Annotated in this window: 20 protein-coding genes and 1 pseudogene; 15 read left to right on the forward strand and 6 right to left on the reverse strand. The window is 71.4% G+C overall.

All coding sequences use genetic code 11. From position 1 onward, the window contains the following. Nucleotides 1–86: 86 nt before the first annotated feature. Both AC6JBM_RS50330 and AC6JBM_RS50335 read right to left on the reverse strand, forming a co-directional pair. Entirely contained in the window at nucleotides 87–938 is an 852-nt protein-coding gene (locus AC6JBM_RS50330; RefSeq protein WP_497980620.1) for a sigma-70 family RNA polymerase sigma factor, read from the reverse strand. Nucleotides 939–1,347: 409 nt separating this feature from the next. Next, on the reverse strand, nucleotides 1,348–2,214 hold the full coding sequence (locus AC6JBM_RS50335; protein WP_497980621.1) for a sigma-70 family RNA polymerase sigma factor: 867 nt from the start codon (nucleotides 2,212–2,214) through the stop codon (nucleotides 1,348–1,350). Nucleotides 2,215–2,413: 199 nt separating this feature from the next. Here AC6JBM_RS50335 and flgN point away from each other — a divergent pair, with 199 nt between their 5' ends. The 6 genes from flgN to AC6JBM_RS50365 all read left to right on the forward strand — a co-directional run bounded on the left by flgN (nucleotide 2,414) and on the right by AC6JBM_RS50365 (nucleotide 8,202). Next, nucleotides 2,414–2,896, forward strand: coding sequence for a flagellar export chaperone FlgN (gene flgN, locus AC6JBM_RS50340; RefSeq protein ID WP_350627088.1), 483 nt, complete (start codon nucleotides 2,414–2,416; stop codon nucleotides 2,894–2,896). Then, nucleotides 2,897–4,297, forward strand: coding sequence for a flagellar hook-associated protein FlgK (flgK, locus tag AC6JBM_RS50345; RefSeq protein WP_497980622.1), 1,401 nt, complete (start codon nucleotides 2,897–2,899; stop codon nucleotides 4,295–4,297). A 16-nt stretch (nucleotides 4,298–4,313) separates the two neighbouring features. After that, nucleotides 4,314–5,204, forward strand: a complete 891-nt coding sequence (flgL, locus tag AC6JBM_RS50350) for a flagellar hook-associated protein FlgL (protein ID WP_497980623.1) — start codon at nucleotides 4,314–4,316, stop codon at nucleotides 5,202–5,204. A 34-nt stretch (nucleotides 5,205–5,238) separates the two neighbouring features. Next, nucleotides 5,239–5,661: a flagellar assembly protein FliW gene (gene fliW / locus AC6JBM_RS50355; protein WP_497980624.1), complete on the forward strand. Its 423-nt coding sequence runs from the start codon at nucleotides 5,239–5,241 to the stop codon at nucleotides 5,659–5,661. 31 nt (nucleotides 5,662–5,692) lie between these two features. Continuing rightward, a complete protein-coding gene (csrA, locus tag AC6JBM_RS50360) occupies nucleotides 5,693–5,977 on the forward strand; it encodes a carbon storage regulator CsrA (RefSeq protein WP_497980625.1) in 285 nt (94 codons plus the stop codon). A 164-nt stretch (nucleotides 5,978–6,141) separates the two neighbouring features. After that, the gene (locus tag AC6JBM_RS50365; protein WP_497980626.1) at nucleotides 6,142–8,202 is read left to right on the forward strand and encodes an ATP-binding protein; all 2,061 of its coding nucleotides are present in this window, start codon (nucleotides 6,142–6,144) and stop codon (nucleotides 8,200–8,202) included. On the opposite strand, the gene AC6JBM_RS50370 is transcribed toward AC6JBM_RS50365, so the two are convergent. Beyond that, the gene (locus AC6JBM_RS50370) at nucleotides 8,186–8,314 is read right to left on the reverse strand and encodes a hypothetical protein (RefSeq protein WP_497980627.1); all 129 of its coding nucleotides are present in this window, start codon (nucleotides 8,312–8,314) and stop codon (nucleotides 8,186–8,188) included. The two genes, AC6JBM_RS50365 and AC6JBM_RS50370, sit on opposite strands and share 17 nt — an antisense overlap. A 216-nt stretch (nucleotides 8,315–8,530) precedes the next feature. On the opposite strand from AC6JBM_RS50370, the gene AC6JBM_RS50375 reads away from it, so the two are divergent. The 5 genes and pseudogenes from AC6JBM_RS50375 to AC6JBM_RS50395 form a co-directional block, all read left to right on the forward strand. Next, a complete protein-coding gene (locus tag AC6JBM_RS50375) occupies nucleotides 8,531–9,313 on the forward strand; it encodes a zinc metalloprotease (protein WP_497980628.1) in 783 nt (260 codons plus the stop codon). A gap of 136 nt (nucleotides 9,314–9,449) precedes the next feature. Beyond that, nucleotides 9,450–9,686, forward strand: a complete 237-nt coding sequence (locus tag AC6JBM_RS50380) for a hypothetical protein (RefSeq protein ID WP_497980629.1) — start codon at nucleotides 9,450–9,452, stop codon at nucleotides 9,684–9,686. A 45-nt stretch (nucleotides 9,687–9,731) separates the two neighbouring features. Then, the gene (gene gsmA / locus AC6JBM_RS50385) at nucleotides 9,732–10,628 is read left to right on the forward strand and encodes a sporangiospore maturation cell wall hydrolase GsmA (protein WP_497980630.1); all 897 of its coding nucleotides are present in this window, start codon (nucleotides 9,732–9,734) and stop codon (nucleotides 10,626–10,628) included. 255 nt (nucleotides 10,629–10,883) lie between these two features. Then, nucleotides 10,884–11,984, forward strand: a complete 1,101-nt coding sequence (locus AC6JBM_RS50390) for a hypothetical protein (RefSeq protein WP_497980631.1) — start codon at nucleotides 10,884–10,886, stop codon at nucleotides 11,982–11,984. A 12-nt stretch (nucleotides 11,985–11,996) separates the two neighbouring features. After that, nucleotides 11,997–12,290 (forward strand): annotated as a pseudogene (locus AC6JBM_RS50395) (RICIN domain-containing protein); the annotation flags it as partial. A 45-nt stretch (nucleotides 12,291–12,335) separates the two neighbouring features. On the opposite strand, the gene AC6JBM_RS50400 reads toward AC6JBM_RS50395, so the two are convergent. Continuing rightward, nucleotides 12,336–12,971: a response regulator transcription factor gene (locus AC6JBM_RS50400; protein ID WP_350620913.1), complete on the reverse strand. Its 636-nt coding sequence runs from the start codon at nucleotides 12,969–12,971 to the stop codon at nucleotides 12,336–12,338. Nucleotides 12,972–13,146: 175 nt separating this feature from the next. Here AC6JBM_RS50400 and AC6JBM_RS50405 point away from each other — a divergent pair, with 175 nt between their 5' ends. Continuing rightward, on the forward strand, nucleotides 13,147–13,473 hold the full coding sequence (locus tag AC6JBM_RS50405; RefSeq protein ID WP_497980632.1) for an MmcQ/YjbR family DNA-binding protein: 327 nt from the start codon (nucleotides 13,147–13,149) through the stop codon (nucleotides 13,471–13,473). 3 nt (nucleotides 13,474–13,476) lie between these two features. Here the strand turns inward: AC6JBM_RS50405 and AC6JBM_RS50410 are convergent, their stop codons facing one another. Further along, nucleotides 13,477–14,748 carry a sensor histidine kinase gene (locus AC6JBM_RS50410; protein WP_497980633.1) on the reverse strand — a complete coding sequence of 424 codons (1,272 nt, stop codon included), beginning with the start codon at nucleotides 14,746–14,748 and terminating at the stop codon, nucleotides 13,477–13,479. 48 nt (nucleotides 14,749–14,796) lie between these two features. Beyond that, nucleotides 14,797–15,495, reverse strand: coding sequence for a sensor histidine kinase (locus AC6JBM_RS50415; RefSeq protein ID WP_497980634.1), 699 nt, complete (start codon nucleotides 15,493–15,495; stop codon nucleotides 14,797–14,799). Between the two features lie 114 nt (nucleotides 15,496–15,609). On the opposite strand from AC6JBM_RS50415, the gene AC6JBM_RS50420 reads away from it, so the two are divergent. The 3 genes from AC6JBM_RS50420 to AC6JBM_RS50430 all read left to right on the forward strand — a co-directional run bounded on the left by AC6JBM_RS50420 (nucleotide 15,610) and on the right by AC6JBM_RS50430 (nucleotide 19,117). Then, on the forward strand, nucleotides 15,610–17,535 hold the full coding sequence (locus AC6JBM_RS50420; RefSeq protein ID WP_497980635.1) for a sensor histidine kinase: 1,926 nt from the start codon (nucleotides 15,610–15,612) through the stop codon (nucleotides 17,533–17,535). Continuing rightward, a complete protein-coding gene (locus AC6JBM_RS50425; protein WP_246655778.1) occupies nucleotides 17,532–18,239 on the forward strand; it encodes a response regulator transcription factor in 708 nt (235 codons plus the stop codon). The genes AC6JBM_RS50420 and AC6JBM_RS50425 overlap by 4 nt, the downstream gene beginning before the upstream one ends. A gap of 149 nt (nucleotides 18,240–18,388) precedes the next feature. Beyond that, nucleotides 18,389–19,117, forward strand: coding sequence for a hydrolase (locus AC6JBM_RS50430; protein ID WP_497980636.1), 729 nt, complete (start codon nucleotides 18,389–18,391; stop codon nucleotides 19,115–19,117). The last annotated feature ends 57 nt before the right edge of the window (nucleotides 19,118–19,174 follow it).

Genomic DNA, 19,174 nt, shown 5'->3' on the forward strand with positions numbered 1-19,174 from the left:
CGGGTCGTACGGCGAACCGTCCGTGGCTCGCTCGCGTCCTATATCGGCTGGTCAGCCGGGCTCTTGAGGGCGAATCCGAGAACTTCTCAGAAGCTTCGCGGCACGCCCAGCGGGTTGGTGAGGTTCAGGCGTGCGCTCAGGTCGCCCTGGGCGGCGATGTTCGCGTAGTACGCCTCGCGCCGGCGCGCCACGCAGCCCTTGTCGCGCGCGGCCGCCACGAGGTGCGGGTCGAGGTGGTTGTTGAGCCCGTCGCGCAGCAGCATGAGCGCCTCGGCGCGCAGTTGGCTGACGCGGGACTCGGTGACGCCGAGCTCGGCGGCGATGTCGGTCATCGGGCGCTCGTCGAAGAAGTACGCGGTGACGACCGTGCGCAGGCGCTCCGGCAGGGCGGTGACGGCGTGGTGGAGGTACCCGATGCGCTCCCGGTGCAGGATCAGCTCCTCGGGGCCGGCGGTCCGCTCGGGCACCAGGTCCTCGGCCGAGCCCGCGGTGAAGCCCTGCAGGGACAGCACGACCGCGCGCTGCACGTCGTCGTCGATGCTCTTGAGCTCGTCGACGGCCACGCCGAGGGCCTGCGCCAGCTCGGACTGGGTCGGGGTGCGCCCGAGCGAGGCGGTGAGCTCCTGCTGGGCGGTCTCGACCCTTCTGGCCCGGGTACGCACGGATCGGCTGGCCCAGTCGAGCCCGCGCAGCTCGTCCAGCAGCGCGCCGCGGATCCGGGTGGTCGCGAAGCTGCCGAACGGGATGCCGCGGGCGGGGTCGAACGAGCGCGCCGCGCCGGCGAGCGCGGCCATGCCGGCCGAGACGAGGTCCTCGCGCGAGACGTGCGCGGGCAGGCGGCCGAGCATCTCGCGCACGAGATGCCCGACGAGCGGGAGGTGGGTGCGCACCAGCGCCTCTCGCTCGGCGCTGGTCGACTTGATGGCGGTGCTGGTCACGGCAACCTCTTCGTGGCAGGAGTCGGTACTCGTGGCGGGCTCTCGGTGATCGCCCGGCAAGATCCAGCCTCTGTCACTTTGGGTACACAAACGGTCTCTCTCGGTTGCGAACAGGTTGTTCTCGGGAGCGGCCCGGCCTCACTGCCGAGCCGCTCCCGAGTCCCATGGGGAACCTCCGTGTTCCCGCGTCGTTCCGGCGTCCGTGCCACGCGGTGTCCGGGGCGTCCGTGCCCGATGCGGGCCTCCATGCCCCTGCCTTGCGAACCAACCGTGCGTCCGTGCTTTGGGCGTCCGTGCCCGGGTGGTGCTCCTACCGCCCCCGAGTCCGTTCGGGCCGCGGCTTTGCAGCGAGTTCGTCCGTCGCCTCCGGAGCATCCGTGGCGACTCGCTGCGGGTCTCGGTGTGCGCCTTACGCGGCGCGGGGCATTCCCAGCGGGGTCGTGACGGCCAGGCGGGCGCTGAGGTCGCCCTGCGCGGCGATGTTGGCGTAGTACGCCTCGCGCCGGCGGGCCACGCAGCCGTTGCCGCCGGCGCCGGCCAGCATCTCGGGATCGAGGTGGTTGTTGAGGCCGTCGCGCAGGAGCACCAGGGCCTCGGCGCGCAGCTGGCTGATGCGCGACTCGGTGACGCCGAGCTCGGCGGCGATGTCGGTCATCGGGCGCTCGTCGAAGAAGTACGCGGTGACGACCGTGCGCAGGCGCTCCGGCAGGGCGTTGATCGCCTGGTGCAGGTACCCGATGCGCTCCCGGTGCAGGATGAGGTCCTCGGGGCCGGCGGCCCGCTCGGGGACCAGCTCCTCGGCCGAGCCGGCGGTGAAGCCCTGCAGGGACAGCACGACCGCGCGCTGCACGTCGTCGTCGATGCTCTTGAGCTCGTCGACCCCGACGCCCATGGCCTCGGCCAGCTCCGCCTGCGTCGGCGTGCGGCCCAGCCGGCCGGTCAGCTCCTGCTGTACCGTCTCCACCTTGCGGGCCCGGGCGCGCACCGAGCGGCTGGCCCAGTCCAGGCCGCGCAGCTCGTCGAGCAGCGCGCCGCGGATGCGGCTGGTGGCGAAGCTGCCGAAGGGGATGCCGCGGCTCGGGTCGAAGGAGCGCCCGGCGCCGGCGAGGGCCGCCATGCCCGCGGAGATGAGGTCCTCGCGGGACACGTGGGCCGGCAGCCGGCCGAGCATCTCGCGGACCAGGTGCCCGACGAGCGGGAGGTGGGCGCGCACCTGGGCGTCCAGCTCCGTGGGGCTCAGGGCGGTGGCGGCGGGGGCTTCGGCGGTGGTGGTCACGGCAACCTCTTCGTGGCAGGAGTTGGTTGGTCGAGAACCAGATTCGGCAGCCCCGGGTGCGGGCCCGGGTGACGCAAAGTTGCGAACCGGTAGTGCTCAAGCCGGACATGGAAATGCCGAACTACCGGGCGAACACGACGCGGATGTGCGACGCGCCGGCCGCCCGGCCGACCCGTCGCACGAGGGAGAGGCGGAACGGATGGCGCTGGCGGATCTCGCGAGCATCCTGTGGCGGGAGCGCGAGATGCTGGAGCTGTTGCTGTTCAAGCTGGAGGAGGAGCAGCTCGTGCTCGCCTCCGGCCGGACGCGCTGGCTCGCGCACGCCACCCGCGAGGTGGAGGTGGTGCTGGAGGAGATCCGGCGCACCGAGGTCGTGCGGGCCGCCGAGGTCGAGGCGATCGGCGCCGAGTTCGGGCTGGGCCCGAACCCGAGCCTGAGCAAGCTCGCCGAGGCCGCCCCGGCGCCGTGGTCCGACCTGCTCAACCAGCACCGCAAGGCGTTCCTGACGATCACCGCCGAGGTGAGCGCGATCGCCGAGGCGAATCGCGACCTGCTCACCACGGGGGCCCGCGCGGCGCGCGAGACGATGCTCGCCGTCGTCGGGTCCGTCGAGACCTACGGGCGCAAGGGCGAGACCGTCGCGGCCGCCCCCCGCACCCGGCTGATTGACGAGGCGATGTAGATGAGCACGTTCTCCGGCCTGAACACGGCCCTGTCCGCCCTCTACGCCCAGCGTCGCGCCCTCGACCTGACCGGGCAGAACATCGCCAACGCGAACACCGAGGGGTACTCCCGCCAGCGCGTCGAGCTCTCGCCGGTCGAGAACCTCTCCACGCCGGCCCGCTGGTCGACCAGCCAAGGGGTCGGCGACGGCGTGCGCATCACCGACGTCACCCGGCTGCACGACGAGTTCATGACGAACCGGACCCGGGCCGAGCGGGGGCTCAACGAGTACCTGCAGGCGCAGAGCATGGTCTTCGGCAACGTCGAGCAGGCCCTCGGCGAGCCCGGCGACAACGGCCTGCAGGCCCAACTGGCCGACTACTGGTCGGCATGGTCGGACGTGGCCAACCGGCCCGGCGACACCTCGGCCCGCACCCAGCTGCTCTCGCGCGCCAACACCGTCGCCGCGACGATGGGCACGACCCGGCAGAACCTCGACAACCTCTTCGGCGCGACCCGCGAGGCCCTCGACGCCGACGTCGCCGTGGTCAACCAGACCTCGGCCGGCATCGCGGACCTCAACGACCGCATCGCCCTGGCCAAGACGGCCAACATGCCGACCAACGAGCTGTCCGACCAGCGCGACCAGCTGGTGCTGAAGCTCTCCGAGCTCACCGGCGCGACCGGCCGGCTCAACGACAACGGCACCGTCGACGTCTCGCTGGGCGGCAACCTGCTCGTGCAGGGCGACACCGTGCGCAATCTGCAGGCGGTCGGCAGCACGACGGTCGACGGGATCGCGGTCAACCCGGTGCAGGTGGTGTACGCCGACAACAACACCTCGGCCGGCATCACCACGGGCAAGATGGCCTCGGGCCTGGAGGCGCTGACCTCCACCATCCCGAACACGGTGGCGGGCCTGGACAGCGTGGCCGCCACCCTCATCCAGAAGGTGAACGCGCAGCACGCGCAGGGCTACGACATCAGCACCACGCCGCCGTCGAGCACGCCGAACCCGCAGCCGGGCGGCGCGTTCTTCACGGGTTCGAGCGCCAAGGACATCCGGGTGGCGATCACCGACCCGACGAAGATCGCCGCGTCGAGCACGGCGACGACGTCGTACCAGGGCGACAACGCCAACGCGCTGGCCGCGATCGCCCAGGACCCCCAGGGGCCCGACACGCAGTACCGCAACTTCGTGGTCGACGTCGGCATCCAGGCCCAGACGATCAACCGGCGGGCCCAGGCGCAGCAGGTCATCGCCGACGACGCCACGTCCGCCGAGCAGGCGGAGTCGGGCGTCAGCCTCGACGAGGAGATGACCAACCTGCTGCAGTTCCAGCGGGCGTACGAGGCCGCCGCGAAGGTGATCAGCGTCGTGGACACCACGATGGACACGCTGATCAACATGAAGAGGTAGCAGGAGGAGGGAACGGATGCCCGGCTTCCGCGTCACCGAACGGTCGGTGGCCACGAACACCCTGGCCAACCTGCAGGTCAACCTGCAGAAGAACCAGGACCTGCAGAACCAGCTCTCCAGCGGCAAGCTCATCACCAAGGCGTCGGACTCGCCCGGCGGCGCGGTCATCGCGATGCAGACCCGCAGCGACATGGCGACGCTGAATCAGTACTCACGCAACGGCGATGACGGGATGGGCTGGTTGAACCAGGCCGACACGGCGCTGACCAGCGCCTCGACTCAGCTCAACCGGGTCCGCGAGCTCGTGCTGACCGGCATGTCCAACGGCACCGGCGGCAACTCCGAGGCCCGCGAGGCGATCGCCCTGGAGGTCGACAACCTGCGCGGCTCGATGCTCGACCTGGCCAACACCACCTACCTCGACCGCCCGATCTTCGGCGGCACCACCGCCGGCAGCATCGCCTACGACCAGAACGGCAACTACGTGGGCGACGGCGGCTCGGTGAACCGCACGGTCGGGGCCAACGCCTCGGTGCGGGTCGACACCGACGCCGCGTCGGTGTTCGGCTCCGGCTCCGGCAACGTCTTCAACATGCTCCAGCGGATCGCCGACGACCTGCGCAACAACCCCAGCGCGCTGCAGGGGGACCTCGCCAGCGTCGACACGGCGCAGAAACAGGTGCAGACGGGGCTTTCGGGGGTTGGATCCCGATATAATCAGGTTTCACAATTGCAGCAGGCCGCGGAGAACCGGGTGCTCGACCTGAGGACCCAGCTGTCCGACGTCGAGGACATCGACCTGCCGAAGACCATCACCGAGCTGTCCCTGCAGCAGACCGCATATCAGGCGGCGCTGGCCGCGACCGCGAAGGTCATCCAGCCGTCGCTGGTGGACTTCCTGCGGTAGGCCGCGAGGCGGCTCCAGTCATCGTGAGGAATCTATGAGCGTCGCGACCGTTGACAGTCCGGAGACGACCACGCTGCCGGTGATCGACTTCGTCGCGCCGATCCCGGGCTTCCCCGAGGACCGCCGCTTCGTGCTCGTGCGTCTCGACGACGCCGGGGTGCTGTTCTCGCTGAAGTCCGTGGACACCGACGGGCTGCGGTTCCTGGTCGTCCCGCCGACGCAGTTCTTCCCCGACTACGAGGCCGAGATCGACGACGAGACCCTCGCCGCGCTCGGCGTCACCGACCAGAGCGACCTGCTGGTGCTGCTCGTGGTCACCGCGGGGGAGGCCGGCGCCGAGGACGCCACCGCCAACCTGATGGCTCCGATCGTGCTCGACCAGCGCAGCCGCCGGGCGGTACAGCTGATCCTCAGTCACAGCGGGCTTCCGGTGCGCCAGAAGCTCATGGTCGCCTGAACGGGGTGACGCCGGGCATTCCCGCCCGGCGATGCCGACAATTCGGGTACTGTTCGCCTATCGCCCAGCGAAGGAGCGGCTTGTGCTCGTCCTGACCCGACGTCCCGGAGAAAGCGTGATGGTCGGCGACGACGTCGTCGTCACGGTGCTCGACGTGCGCGGCGACGTGGTGCGGCTGGGCATCAAGGCGCCCCGCAGCATCCAGGTCCACCGCGAAGAGGTGTACCGCGAGCTGCAGAAGGCCAACCGCGAAGCCGCCTCGCCCAGCGACGTGGCCGTGAAGGCCCTCAGCAAGATGCTGCGCACCGAGAAGTAAGCCCACCAGCAAGCCCAGCAGCACGCCGAGACCCGGCCGCGATGCGTCGCGGCCGGGTCTCGCCGCGTGTCCGGATCCGGCTCGCGGTCGCGCTCCCGGCAGTTCGTATTGGGTTGTATCGCGTTCGCATGCCCGCACAGCCCGGTTCGCCCGAGAATGAGGACATGTCCCTGGGCGAGGCGCAACCGCGGACGCCGGACGCACCCGGCCGCCGGCCGCGGATCCTGCCGGTCCTCGCGGTGACCGCGCTCGCGTTCGGCGTCGCCCTGCTGCCGCCGAGCGTGCACCCCGTCGCCCTCGCGGCCGCCGCCGGCCTGGTGCTGGTGCTGCTGGCCCTGGTCGTGCTCGTGCCGTGGGGGCGGATGCCGATCCTGCTGGAGGCCATCCCGCCGCTGGGGTACTTCGGCGTGGTCGTGCTGCTCAACGTCGGCAGCGACGGCGGGCCGACCGGCTACGCCCCGCTCGCCCTGCTGCCCGTGCTGTGGCTCGGGCTCTACCACGGCCCGCTCGCCACCGCGGCCGGCGTCACCGTCATGGCGCTCGTGTTCGCCGTGCCCGCGCTGCTCGACACCGACGTGCTGCGCGCCGAGTGGCGCCGGGGCGTGCTCGTCGTCGCCATCGGCATCATCGTGGCCACCGCGGCGCAGGGCTGGACCCGCCACGCCCGCGCGGCCGCCCACCAACTCGTGCGGGCCACCCGCAGCGCGCGCCGCGACCGCGACTTCAGCCAGGCCATCCTCGACTCGACCGGCTTCCTCGTGATCGCGGCGGACGCCGACGGCACCGTCACCGCGTTCAACCGCAGCTGCGAGGAGCTGACCGGGCGGGACGCGTCCGAGGTGATCGGGCGGCCGTACCGCGACCTCGGCCTCTCCGTCGTCGACGGCCCGAGACTGGACGCCGAGCTCGCCGGCATCGCCACCACGGGCCTTCCACGCTCGGCCGAGCGCGACTGGATCGTCCCCGGCGGCCGGCGCCGCATCGCCTGGAGCACCGCGGCGATCACCGACGACGAGGGCCGCTTCGCGCACGTGATCTGCACCGGCATCGACGTCACCGAGCAGCGGCGCACCGAGCGGCTCTTCGCCGACGTGCTCGCCGCCGCGACCGAGCAGGCCATCATCGGCGTGGACCGGTGCGGGACGGTGACCGTGTTCAACGCCGGGGCCGAGCGGATGCTGGGGTACCGCGCCGCCGACGTCGTGGGCACCGCCGACCTCGCCCGCTTCCACGCGCCCGGCGGGCTCGGCTCGCTCGAGGAGATCTTCGCGCCCGCGCGGGCCGGCGACGTGGAGCCGCGCGAGTGCGTCTACCGGCGCCACGACGGTTCCCTGGTGCCGGTGGCGCAGACCGTCAGCGTCATCCGTGACGAGTGCGGCGACGTCGCCGGCTACCTCAGCGTGGCCCGCGACGTCACCCGCGAACGGCGCACCGTCGAGGCGATGCGCCACGCCCTGGACCGCGAGCGCGACGCGACCGCGCGCCTGCGCGAGCTGGACAAGGTGCGGGCCGACCTCGTCGCGACCGTCTCGCACGAGCTGCGCACGCCGCTGACGAGCATCCTGGGCAACGTGGAGGTCATCGTCGACGGCGACGCGGGCCCGGTCGCGCAGGCGCAGGCCCGGCTGCTGGCCGCGGTCGAGCGCAACGCGCGCCGCCTGCTCGCCCTGATCGAGGACCTGCTGATGCTCTCGCGCATCGAGGCCGGGGCCGTGAAGATCAACGCCGGTCCGGTGCAGATCGCGGCGGTGGTCTCCGGCGCCCTCGAGGCACTGCACGCGATTCGGGGGCAGCGCAACGTACACCTGGAAGTCGACCTGCCCGAGGACCCCCTGTTCGTGCAGGGCGACCGCGACCAGCTCGAACGCGTGGTCATCAACCTGCTCGACAACGCGCTGAAGTTCACCCCGGCCGGCGGCCACGCGCGCCTCGCCGCCGACCTCGACGGGGAGCAGGTGCGCCTGACCGTCTCCGACACCGGGATGGGGATTCCGGAGAACGAGATCGACCAGATCTTCGAGCAGTTCTTCCGATCGAGCCGTTCGCACGAGCGGCAGAGCCAGGGGACCGGCCTGGGCCTGGCGATCACGAAGACGATCGTGGAGCGGCACGGCGGCCGGATCTGGGCTACCCCGGCGACCGGGCAGGGGACGGTGGTCACCTGCCTGCTGCCGCTGGGGCCGCCCTCGGGGCCGTCGCGGGCCGGGTTCAGCCGAAGAGCGTGACCGCGGCGACCAGCGTGACGCCGAGCAGGATGGCCCCCAGGCCGACGTCGAGCGTCGCCGCGCCGCGGTCGCCGCGAGCGGTGCGTGCGATCAGCTTCGCGATGGCCTTCATGTGCGTCCCCCTCGACTCGGTGTGACTCAAGAATGACCGAGTGTGATCTGGCTGGTCTGTCCGGCGGCCGCACGGACGGCCGCCACCGTTCACCCGACGGGCCGGTGCGGGGTGGGTGTCGAGCGGGCGCAGGTGGGCAATCAGCGGGCCATGGCGTCCCGGGCGCGTTTGCCGAAAGTCACCCCTGCGGGGGGTTGCGCGGCTCAGAATGGATTCGTGCCGAAGATCGACACTGGTCTGGCGGCGGTGCTGCGGGCCTTGCTCCCGCTCGTACTCTGCGCGGCCTGGCTCGTGGGCGAACCACCCATGACCATGCAGACCGCTCGATTCGCCGTCGTGATCCCCGGACCGCCGACCGGGCAGCCCGCCGAGGCCGCCATGGACGGCGGGCGCTGCGCGGACCCGGCCGGAACCTGGCTGGGGATGCGCTGGCGCAGCGAGCTCAAGTGGCGGGTCAACGAGAAGACGATCCCCGCCTACCTCGGCGACCGCACCGCCGTCGTGAACTCGTTGCGCAGCGCGGCCTACACGGTCGACACGGGGCGCAACGACTGCGGCCTGCCCCAGAACCTCGGGATCTCCGAGTCGTACGCGGGCAAGACCGACCGCACCGCGGGCGTCACCTCCACGGGTGGGTGCGGCCAGCGCGACGGGTACAACGCGGTCTCCTTCGGCCCGCTCAACCAGGGGCTGCTCGCGGTCACGTGCATCTGGTGGTACGGCGGCAAGGAGAACGGCCGCAGCGTCGAGGCCGACATCCTCATCGACGACACCGAGGGCCTGTTCTTCCTGAACATCCCGCCGTCGTGCAGCAACCGCTGGGACCTCGAGGGCACCATCACCCACGAGTTCGGCCACGCCTTTGGGCTCGGCCACGTCTCCTACGCCCAGCACGCGGCGCTCACCATGACCGACGGGCTGCCGGACTGCTCGACCGCGTACCGGGGCCTCGGCCTCGGCGACTACCTGGCGCTCAAGCAGCAGTACGGGACCAACTGAGCCGGCTCGCGCGGCGCGCCTTGCTCGTGACGGTCACCACGGGCATCGGGCGCTGCCGCTGCTCGGCTCGGCCGACCCGCTGCGCGACGCCGACCTCGCGCTCTACGCGGCCAAGGCCGCCGGGCGCAACCAGGCCGTGACGTTCGAGCCTGGGCCGCGGGTGGCGACGCGGCTCTCCGCGCCGCGGCAGCGCGAGCCGCAACTGTTCGGCACCGTCCTGGGCACGCTGCGCCGGCACGACCTGCCGCCGAGCGCGCTGACGCTCGTGCCGCCGGGCTCGGGAGCGCTCGAGCGCCCGCGTGCCGAGGGCGTCCGGGTGGGCCTGGCAACGGCCTGGCACCCGGCGGGGAACGAGGCCCGCAACGCCGGTTGACGATCTTTGTGGGGTCCTGCTCACCCCTGCACCGGAGATCGTCTGATGCTGCGTTCGTTCACGAAGTTCGTTTTCGCTCCGGCGCTGGCCCTTGCCGCGACCGCCACGACGCTCGTCGTGGCCGCTGCACCGGCCGACGCCGCCGTTGTCAGTGTTCGCGTCAAGGGCTCGCTCGCCGCTCGCAGTGGCGCCGCCAACTGGTTCGGCCAGACCCGGACGGTCAAGAACAAGCAGAAGGTCACGGTCACCTGCCGGGTGAGCGGACAGTACCTGCGCGGCAACGTGCGCAAGACCGCGCAGTGGGACCGCACCGCGATCGGCGACTACATCTCGCACGCGTTCGTCTCCGGCAACCCGAAGCTCCCGGTCTGCGCCCCGCCCGCGGCCCCCGCCGCCCCGGCCGCCCCCGCCCCCGCCCCGTCCGCGCCGGTGGCCGCGGTGCCGATGGGCCCGACCGGCACCATGACCAACGAGCAGTTCCTCGCCGCCTCCATCCCCGCCGCCCAGCAGAGCCAGCGCGACACGAAGGTGCCCGCGTCGGTGACCCTGGCGCAGGCGATCCTGGAGTCGGGCTGGGGCCGCAGCTCGCTGTCGGCGAACGACAACAACTTCTTCGGCATGAAATGCTTCAACAACGCGCCGGGCTCCTACGCGGCGGGCTGCAAGGCGTACTCCACGCAGGAGTGCAACGCCGCGGGCGCCTGCGTCACGACGGTGGCGACGTTCCGCACCTACCGCACGTCGGTGGACTCCTTCCGCGACCACGGGGCGAACCTGAAGTCGCTGGCCCGGTACGCGGCCGCGTTCAACTACACGACGAACCCGAACCAGTTCATCGCCGAGATCCACAAGGGTGGCTACGCGACGGACCCGCTGTACACGACGAAGGTCGTCGCGCTGATGACGAAGTACAACCTGTACCAGTACGACCTGAAGATCTGACGCTACGGTTTCGGCGGCGGCCGGCGCTCGGTACACCCGGGCCCGGCCGTCGTCGTCGTTCCGGGCGGCGGGTCGTGCAACTGGCCGTGCGGCTTCGCGAAGCATGTGTGTAGTAAACAAAGTTAAACAAATCACTGTCGGACATTGTTCTATGGCGATTTAGTGGGACACACTGGGCGTTCCTGACCCGTCCGCCAGCGGGAGATGCCCATGTTTCGATTGAAGTTCAGGCCGCGGCCGAAGGTGCTTGCCATTGTGGCGGGGGCTTTGCTGGTCGTCGGTATCGGTACGGCGCCCGCGTGGGCGCAGCAGCAGCGGCAGGGGCCGCCGGACCCGACGATTCCGGCGAATGACGGTGCGCGTGGTCTCGTGTACGACGGGTTCAAGGTCGGTACGGGGCGTTGCAAGGGGCTGTTCGAGCTGAAGAACGTGGCGGGGGCGTGTTCGCACGGGCCGGACGCGGCGTTCGCGGGCACCGATGTGCGGCGGTCGGTGGCGCCGCTCGCGGAGTCGAAGAGTGCGGTGCAGGCCGGGGCCGCGGCGAGCATCGTGTGTGACGGTGACGGGCAGTCGGGGAACCGGGTGCAGGTGCTCTACATTCACGGGTCGGGCAACGCGGATCGGTACAGCCAGTATCTGGCCTCGATCCGGACCTGGACCCAGGGCGTGGACGACATCTACAGCGCCAGCGCGGCCCAGACCGGCGGTGTGCGGCACATCCGGTTCGTGACCGACAGCTCGTGCAACATCGCCGTCACGGACGTGGCCATCGACAACGGGTCGCTGGGCGACTTCGGCAACTCGGTGAACGCGATCAAGGCGCAGGGCTACAACCGGACCGACCGCAAGTACCTGATGTACGTCGACGCGACCGCCCTGTGCGGCGTCGCGTACGTGACGCTGGACGACCGCCCGGGGCAGGACAACTACAACAACTCCGGGGCCAGCTTCAGCCGGGTCGACTCCGGGTGCTGGGGTTCGGGGCCGGCGGCGCACGAGCTCACGCACGCGATGGGTGCGGTGATGAGCAGTTCGCCGAACCACACCGCCTACGGGCACTGCACCGACGACTACGACATCATGTGCTACAACGACGGGCCGGGCACGGTCCTGCGGGTCGTGTGCGCGGACCAGGCCCAGGACAACCGGCTGGACTGCAACAAGGACGACTACTTCAACACCAACCCGCCGGCCGGCTCGTATCTGGCCACGCACTGGAACACCGCCAACAATCGCTTCCTGCTCACCACCGGCGGGTCGGGCGGGGGGTCGAAGACGGGCCCGGTGAAGCTCGTGCAGCTCGGCAAGTGCGTGGACGTGAACAACTCGGGCACGGCCAACGGCACGAAGATCTAGGTCTGGGGCTGCAACGGCACGGGCGCCCAGCAGTGGACGTTCCCGGGTGACGGCACCGTGCGCGCGCTCGGCAAGTGCCTCGACGTGACGTCGGCCGGCACCGGCAACGGCACGAAGCTCCAGCTGTGGGACTGCAACGGCACGGGCGCTCAGCAGTGGACGTACGTGTCCGGCACGCAGGCGCTGCGCAACCCGGCGTCGGGCCGCTGCCTCGACGACCCGAGCAGCAGCACCACCGACGGCACCCAGTTGCAGATCTGGGACTGCAACGCCACCAACGCCCAGCGGGTCACGATTCCCGCGTGACGCGATGATGGCCCGGCTCCAGGGGGAGGAGCCGGGCCATCACGTTCAGGCGGCGTCGACGGAGACCAGCAGGCCCTGGTTGACGGCGGCCATCAGCGCCTGCGAGCGGTTGTTCACGCGCAGCTTGCTGTAGAGCCGCGACACGTAGGTCTTCACCGTCGCCTCGGACACGGCCAGGCGCTGGGCGATCGTGGGCAGCGAGAGCCCGTCCCGCATCAGCGACAGCACCTCCTGCTCGCGCTGGCTGAGCAGGCCCGTCTGGCCCCGGCGGCGCGACAGCGCGGAGGACAGCCCGGGCGCGGTGAACGAGTGCGGGGCGACCGCGGCGTGGCGGATCGCGGCGAGGACCGACGGGATCGGGGCGGCCTTGGTGACGTACGCCGAGAGGCCGGCGTCCAGCGCCCGGTACAGCAGGTTGTCGTCACTGACCGCGCTGAGCAGCACCACGCCGAGGTCCGGGCTCGCGGCACGCAGCTTGCGGGCCAGGGAGATGCCGTCGGTGTCGGCGAGCGAGGCGTCGATCGTCACGACGTTCGCGGCGGTCTCGGCCACGACGCGCTCGGCCTCGGCCGCGCTGCCGGCCTCGCCGACGAGGGTGATGTCGGGAACCGTGGCCACGACCCGGTTGAGACCGAGACGGAGAAGGACGTGTTCGTCGACGGCGACCAGTCGGATCGTCATCAAGGGGCTCCTAAGCGAGGGTGTGGCCTGGGCGGTTGACGTTGCCCGACCAGCGTCGCAGCGGGAGCATCGGTGCAGCTAGAGGCTGCAATGGACCTGCGCTCGTCGGCACCCGTGCTGCAACGGGGGACAATCGGACAACGGCCGACACACGTCCTCAACTAGGCTGATCCGCATGTCCGACGTGGTGACACGGGTCCGTGCGCTGTGCCTCGCGCTGGCGGGCGTGACCGAGCACGTCAGCCACGGCACGCCGCTGTTCAAGCGCGGGAGGAAGGCCTTCGTCCAGGTCTGGCCGGACGGTCATCACCAGAACCGGTTCCCGCACCTGTGGTGCGCCGCGCCCGAGGGCGTGCAGGAGCTGCTCATCGAGCAGGATCCGCGGATGTACTTCCGGCCGCCCTACGTCGGACACCGGGGCTGGGTGGGCGTCGTGCTCACCGAGCCCGACTGGCAGGACGTGGAGGAGCGGATCGACTCGGCCTTCGAGTCCGTCGGCTGAGCCTCAGCTGACGAGCGCCAGGCGCACCTGGTCGGCCGGCTTGGGCAGGGTGATGCGCATCGTGGTGCCGCCGCCCGGGGTCTCGTCGATGACGAGCGTGGCGTCGTGCGCCTCGACGATGCGCTGGCAGGTCGCCAGGCCGATGCCGGAGCCCTCGACGTCGGTGCGCAGGCGGGTGAACATCTCCAGCACCCGCGGGCGGTCCTCCGCCGCGATGCCGATGCCGTTGTCGGCGATGTTCAGCGTCCAGCCCGTCTCCGACTCGCCGGCGGTGAGCGAGATGCGGCAGTCGCGGCCGCGGTCGCGGAACTTCAGCGAGTTGCTCACCATGTTCTGGATCAGCACGCGCAGCTGGGTGGCGTCGCCGACGACGGTGGGCAGCGGGCCGACCTCGACCTCGGCCTGGGAGACGGCGATCGCCGTGCCGACGTCCTCGACCACCTGGCGGGCGATCGACTCGAGCGACACCTCGGTGAACGACGGCCGGCCGCCGAGGGAGGCGTGCGAGAGGACGTCCTCGATCATGCGCCACATCCGGGTCGCCGAGGACAGCGCCCGGTCGACGCAGCGCTTGCCGTCGGGGTCGGCGGCGACCGCCGGGATCTCGGAGAGCATCGCGACGAAGCCGAGCACGCCGGTGAGCGGGTTCTTGAGGTCGTGGCTGACCTGGCCGGCGAAGTGCTGCAGCGAGGAGTTGGAGCGCTGCAGCTCGCGGCTCGTGCGGTGGACCGTGTCCAGGGCCTGCTCGAGCATCTGGCCGTGCCGGTGCAGCTCCATCACGTCCATGACCATCCTGGCCAGCTTGTCCAGGCCCTCGCGCTGCCTGGCGTTGAGGTCGTGCGGCTCGGTGTCGAACACGCACAGCGTGCCCAGCACGTGCCCGTCGCGGTCGCGCAGCTGGGAGGAGGCGTAGAAGCGGACCTCGTCGATCTCGCCGGTGACGAACGGGCTGTCGGCGAAGCGCGGGTCCTGCGTCGCGTCGCGCACGACCACCGTCTCGGGCTCGACCATGCTGATCGCGCACATGGAGTCCTCGCGGGAGCACGCGTTCGCCTCGAAGCCGAACGCGGCCATCTGGATCTGCTGGGACGCCGAGATGATGTTCACCACCGCGTTGGGCACGCCGCAGACGTACGCCGCCAGCTCCACCACCGACGGCAGGTCGGGCAGCGGCGGGCCGCCGACGATGCCGTAACCGGCCAGCGACTTGAGCCGCTCCTGCTCGTCGTCCGGGAGCGGGAACGACTTCGGCTTGATGAACGAGGAGGCGCTCATGGGCCCGACCATAGGCGGGCAAAGTTGCAGCCGGTCGGAAACGGTGGCTCAACGGATGGGAAGGGAGATTCGGACGGTGACTCCCGGCCGGTCGACCGACGTGACCATGCTGCCGCCGTGCCGCGCGGCGATCTCGCGGCCGAGCATGAGGGCCAGGGCGCCGGTGCGGTGCTCGTCGGGCTGCTCGGGGTGCGGGATGCGCATGGACAGCAGCCGCTCGGGGGTCAGCGCGGCGCTCGTCGCCGCCGACACGACCACGCACCAGCGCCCGCCGGCGAACGAGGCCTCGATCTCGGCCGCGCCCATGAGCGTCACGATCTGCACGGCGGTGTGGAACAGCTCGCGCAGCAGCACGCGGTCGCCGAGGAGGTCCGGGCCGGCGGCGCAATGCAGCGGTACACCCGGAAAATCCAGCAGCTCGGGCACCGGCAACGGGGCCCGGTCCAGCGGCGCCTCGGCCGTCTCCAGGCTGCTGAGCAGGAGCAGGTCGGCCACGATGACCTGCATGTGTTCCGCGTTGCGCCGGATCACGCCGATCGCGGCCTGACGGTCCTCGGCGGTGAGCGGCAGCGCGTCGTCGGACGACTCGAGCATCGTGGCGAACGTGATGATCGAGGTCAGCGGGGTGCGCAGCTCGTGCGACGCGACCCGGATGAACTCCGTGCGCAGCTGGGCGAGGTCGGTGGCCGGTTCGTTGTCCGCCGGTTCGTTGTCCGCCGGTTCATTGTCGGCCGGTTCGTCGTCCATCAGCACCCGCTCGGTCCTCCGGAAACGTTACAGGACATGTCATTACATTGCGTAGGATATGGGTGTACCGACAGTAAGCGACAAGTGCCGCGTTCACTGCCGGCGAGGAGTGCTTTGCGAGGAGAGACCGACCGCCTGGTCGACACCGGCCTCATCGAGGGTGCGGTGGTCGATCTGGTGGTGCGTGCGGCGAACGCGGCCACCGTGGTGGACGCGCAGCGGCTCGTGTCCGAGTTCCGCGCCTTCTCCGGCGTGCGCTCCGCCGACATCGTCCCGGCGGTGCTGCCGGTGCTCGGCGAGCTCGACCTGCTGGAGCGGCTGCCGGTCGGGCCCGCGCAGTGGGGCCAGGAGCTGCGGGTCGAGTTCAGTGCCGCACCCGCCCGCGCCGAGCTGCTCCCCGCCGCCGCCGAGATCGCCGCCGCCGCCGACCGCGCGCTCACCCAGCCCTGCCGCGCGGTGCCGCCCCCGCCGATGCACGGCTCGCCGCTGGCCTGGGCGATCACCGCCGGCGCCCGCGCGATGATCCTGATCGTCGACCCGGCCCGCGGCTGGAGCGCGCTGTCGGAGTCGTTCACCGCGGTGCTCGGCTACGACCGGCACCGCCCGCCCGAGTTCCGGCTGCTGGACATCGTGCACCCCGACGACCGCCCCGCCGCCGTGGGCCTGTTCCTGGCCTGCTGCGCCGGGCGGACCCCCGAGCACGCGGTGGACCTGCGGGTGGGCACTGTCAACGGGCGCTTCCGCACCATCGAGGTCGGCGCGCGCAGCTTCGTCGACGACGCCGACGTCGGCGTCGTGGTCTTCTTCGGACTCGACGTCACCGCCCAGCGCGACACCGAGCGCACCGCGCGCATCGAGCAGCAGCGGCTGGCCCGGCTGGTCGAGACGATGGACGACGGGCTGCTCATGCTCGACGACGAGGGCAGTGTGAGCCTGGCGAACCGGGCCGCGCACCGGCTGCTGGACACCGGCGTGCTCGACGTGAGCCCCGAGCACGACCCGGACGACGCCGAGCCGCTGGACTGGTCCCAGGTCATCGCGCGCACCATCGCCCGGCTCGGCCCGTCCGCGGCCCGCGTCGACCGGCTGCGCGCCGGGTTCCACACCCGCCGCGCCGTGGTCGGCGAGGAGCTCGCGTTCGAGGACGGGCGGGTGCTGGAGCTGGACCTCGTGCCGGTCACGGGTCCGGCGGGCCCGGGCGGTACCGACGGCGGCACGCTCATCCACCTGCGCGACGTCACCGCCCGCGTGGCCGTGCGCCGTGGCCTGGAGGAGCGCAGCCGGGGCCTCGAGGAGCGCAACCAGGCGCTGGTCGAGGCGACCGCGCTCAACAACGAGTTCATCGCCAGCGTCTCCCACGAGCTGCGCGGGCCCCTGTCGTCCGTGGTCGCGTTCTCGCACCTGCTCGGCGACAGCACGAGCGGGGAGCTGTCGGAGGACCAGCAGACGTACCTCTCGGTCATCGACCGCAACGCCAACCGCCTCCTGCGCCTCATCGAAGACCTGCTGCTGCTGTCCCGCCTGGAGGCGCGCACGCTGCAGCTCAAGCCGACGCCCACCCGGCTGCCGGAGCTGCTCGGCGTCGCCGTCACCGAGCGGATCCCCGCGGCCCACGCGGCCGGCATCGACCTGGTGCTCGAGTGCGACGAGGGCCCGGACCTCGTCTGCGACGACACCCGCGTGCATCAGGTCGTGGACAACCTCGTCAGCAACGCCGTGAAGTTCACGCCCAGCGGGGGCCGTGTCACGGTGAAGGCCTGGCCCGGGAAGGACGGCGAGGGCTGGACCGTCTCCGTCGCCGACTCCGGGGTGGGCATCCCGGCCGCGGACCTGCCGCGGCTGTTCAGCGCGTTCTTCCGCGGTTCCAACGTGACCGCGGCGGTCGGGCGGCAGGTCATGCCCGGCACGGGACTCGGGCTGGTCGTCAGCCGGGCCATCGTCGAGTTACACGGCGGCAGCATCAGCGTCGCCAGCACTGAAGGGGTCGGCACGACGGTCACGCTGTCGTTGCCCACGCGACCGGCACGAAATGGGGGATGATCGTGAGCCGACTTCTCGTCGTCGAGGACGATCCGGATATCGCCATGGCACTGCGCCTGCTCCTGACGCGGGCGGGCCATCAGGTCGCGCACGCCAAGGACGGCCGGACCGGCCTGCGGGACGCGTACACCGAGCGGCCGGAGCTGGTGATCCTCGACATCGGCCTCCCGGGGATGGACGGCTGGCAGGTCCTGGAGCGGCTGCGCGACGTCAGTGACGTGCCGGTGCTGCTGCTCACCGCGCACGGCCAGGAGTCCGACAAGGTCCGCGGCCTGCGCGGAGGCGCGGACGACTACCTCACCAAGCCGTTCACCAACGCCGAGCTCGTCGCGCGCGTCGAGGCCCTGCTGCGCCGCAGCGCCGGGCCGGCGTCGTGGGCCGACGAGGTGTACGACGACGGCGTGCTGCGCATCGACCCGGCCGCCCGGCGCACGTTCGTGGCCGGCGACGAGGTGCGCCTGACGCCGACCGAGTTCCGGCTGCTCAACGTGCTCGTCCGGCACGCCGGTGCGGTGTTGTCGCCCAACCAGCTGCTCGCCCAGGCCTGGGACGACCCGACGGGCATCGGCCCGGAGCGGGTGAAGTTCGCGGTGCTGCGGCTGCGGCGCAAGCTCGGCTGGACCGACCCGGACGCGTCGCCGATCGAGTCCGTGCGCGGGTTCGGGTACCGCTATCGCCGCCCCGTGATGGACCGGGCCGAGTAAGCGTGGGGCGATTTATCAGCAATTGTCCCAGGTTCGCTGGGTGCGGCGCGCGACGAACCGAGCCGCACCCCGGCGGGAACGATCGCGGCGACCGGGCCCGGCGAACCTGAAATGGTTCCGCCCCGACTCGTCCACGAAAAGAGTGCCTGATGATCGACCTCTCCGCCGACGGTCACGTCCACACCGCGTTCTCGTCCGGGCGCGACAGCGTCTCCGTGCTCGTCGCCGCGGCCGAGCAGGCCGGGCTCACGGAGCTGACCTTCGCCGACCGGGTGGGGCCGGACACGAGCTGGCTGCCGCCGTACCTCTCCTCGATCCAGCGAGCCCAGCAGCGCACCGACGTGACGCTGCGCCGCGGGGTCGAGGTCGAGGCGATCGGCATCGACGGGTGGCTCGCCTTCCCGTCCGACCTCAGCGGGCTCGAGGTCATCTCGGTCGGGCTCAACCGGCTGCCGCTGCCGGCCGGGCTGCTCAGCCCCGACGCCGTGCGCACGCAGATCGACGCCGGCGCGATGCGGGCGCTGGACGTCATCGACCAGGTCGTCACCGTCACCGGGCTGGCCGTCGAGCGGGTGTCGCGCTACGCGCCGACGCGCCTGGCCCGCCCGCTGGACTTCCTGACCCGCGCCGGGATCGAGGAGGCCGCGGTGCCGGACTCGGCCCTCGCCGAGCTGGTCGAGGCCTGCCGGGTCAACGGCACCGTGGTGGAGATCAGCGAGCGGCACCGGCTGCCCGGGCCGCGCCTGGTGCAGGCGTGCGCCGACGCCGGCGTGCGGCTCGTGGCGGCCAGCGACGCGGTGCGCGCCAGCGAGGTGGGCGGCTACCGGTACGTCCGTGAGATCGCCGCGGGCGTCGTGCCCGCGACTGCGGCCGCCTGAGGTGAAAAGTCTGAACAAAACCGCAGCTGAGCGGGGTGATCGGACCTGCCGTCGTTC

This window comes from Dactylosporangium thailandense, assembly GCF_059739745.1.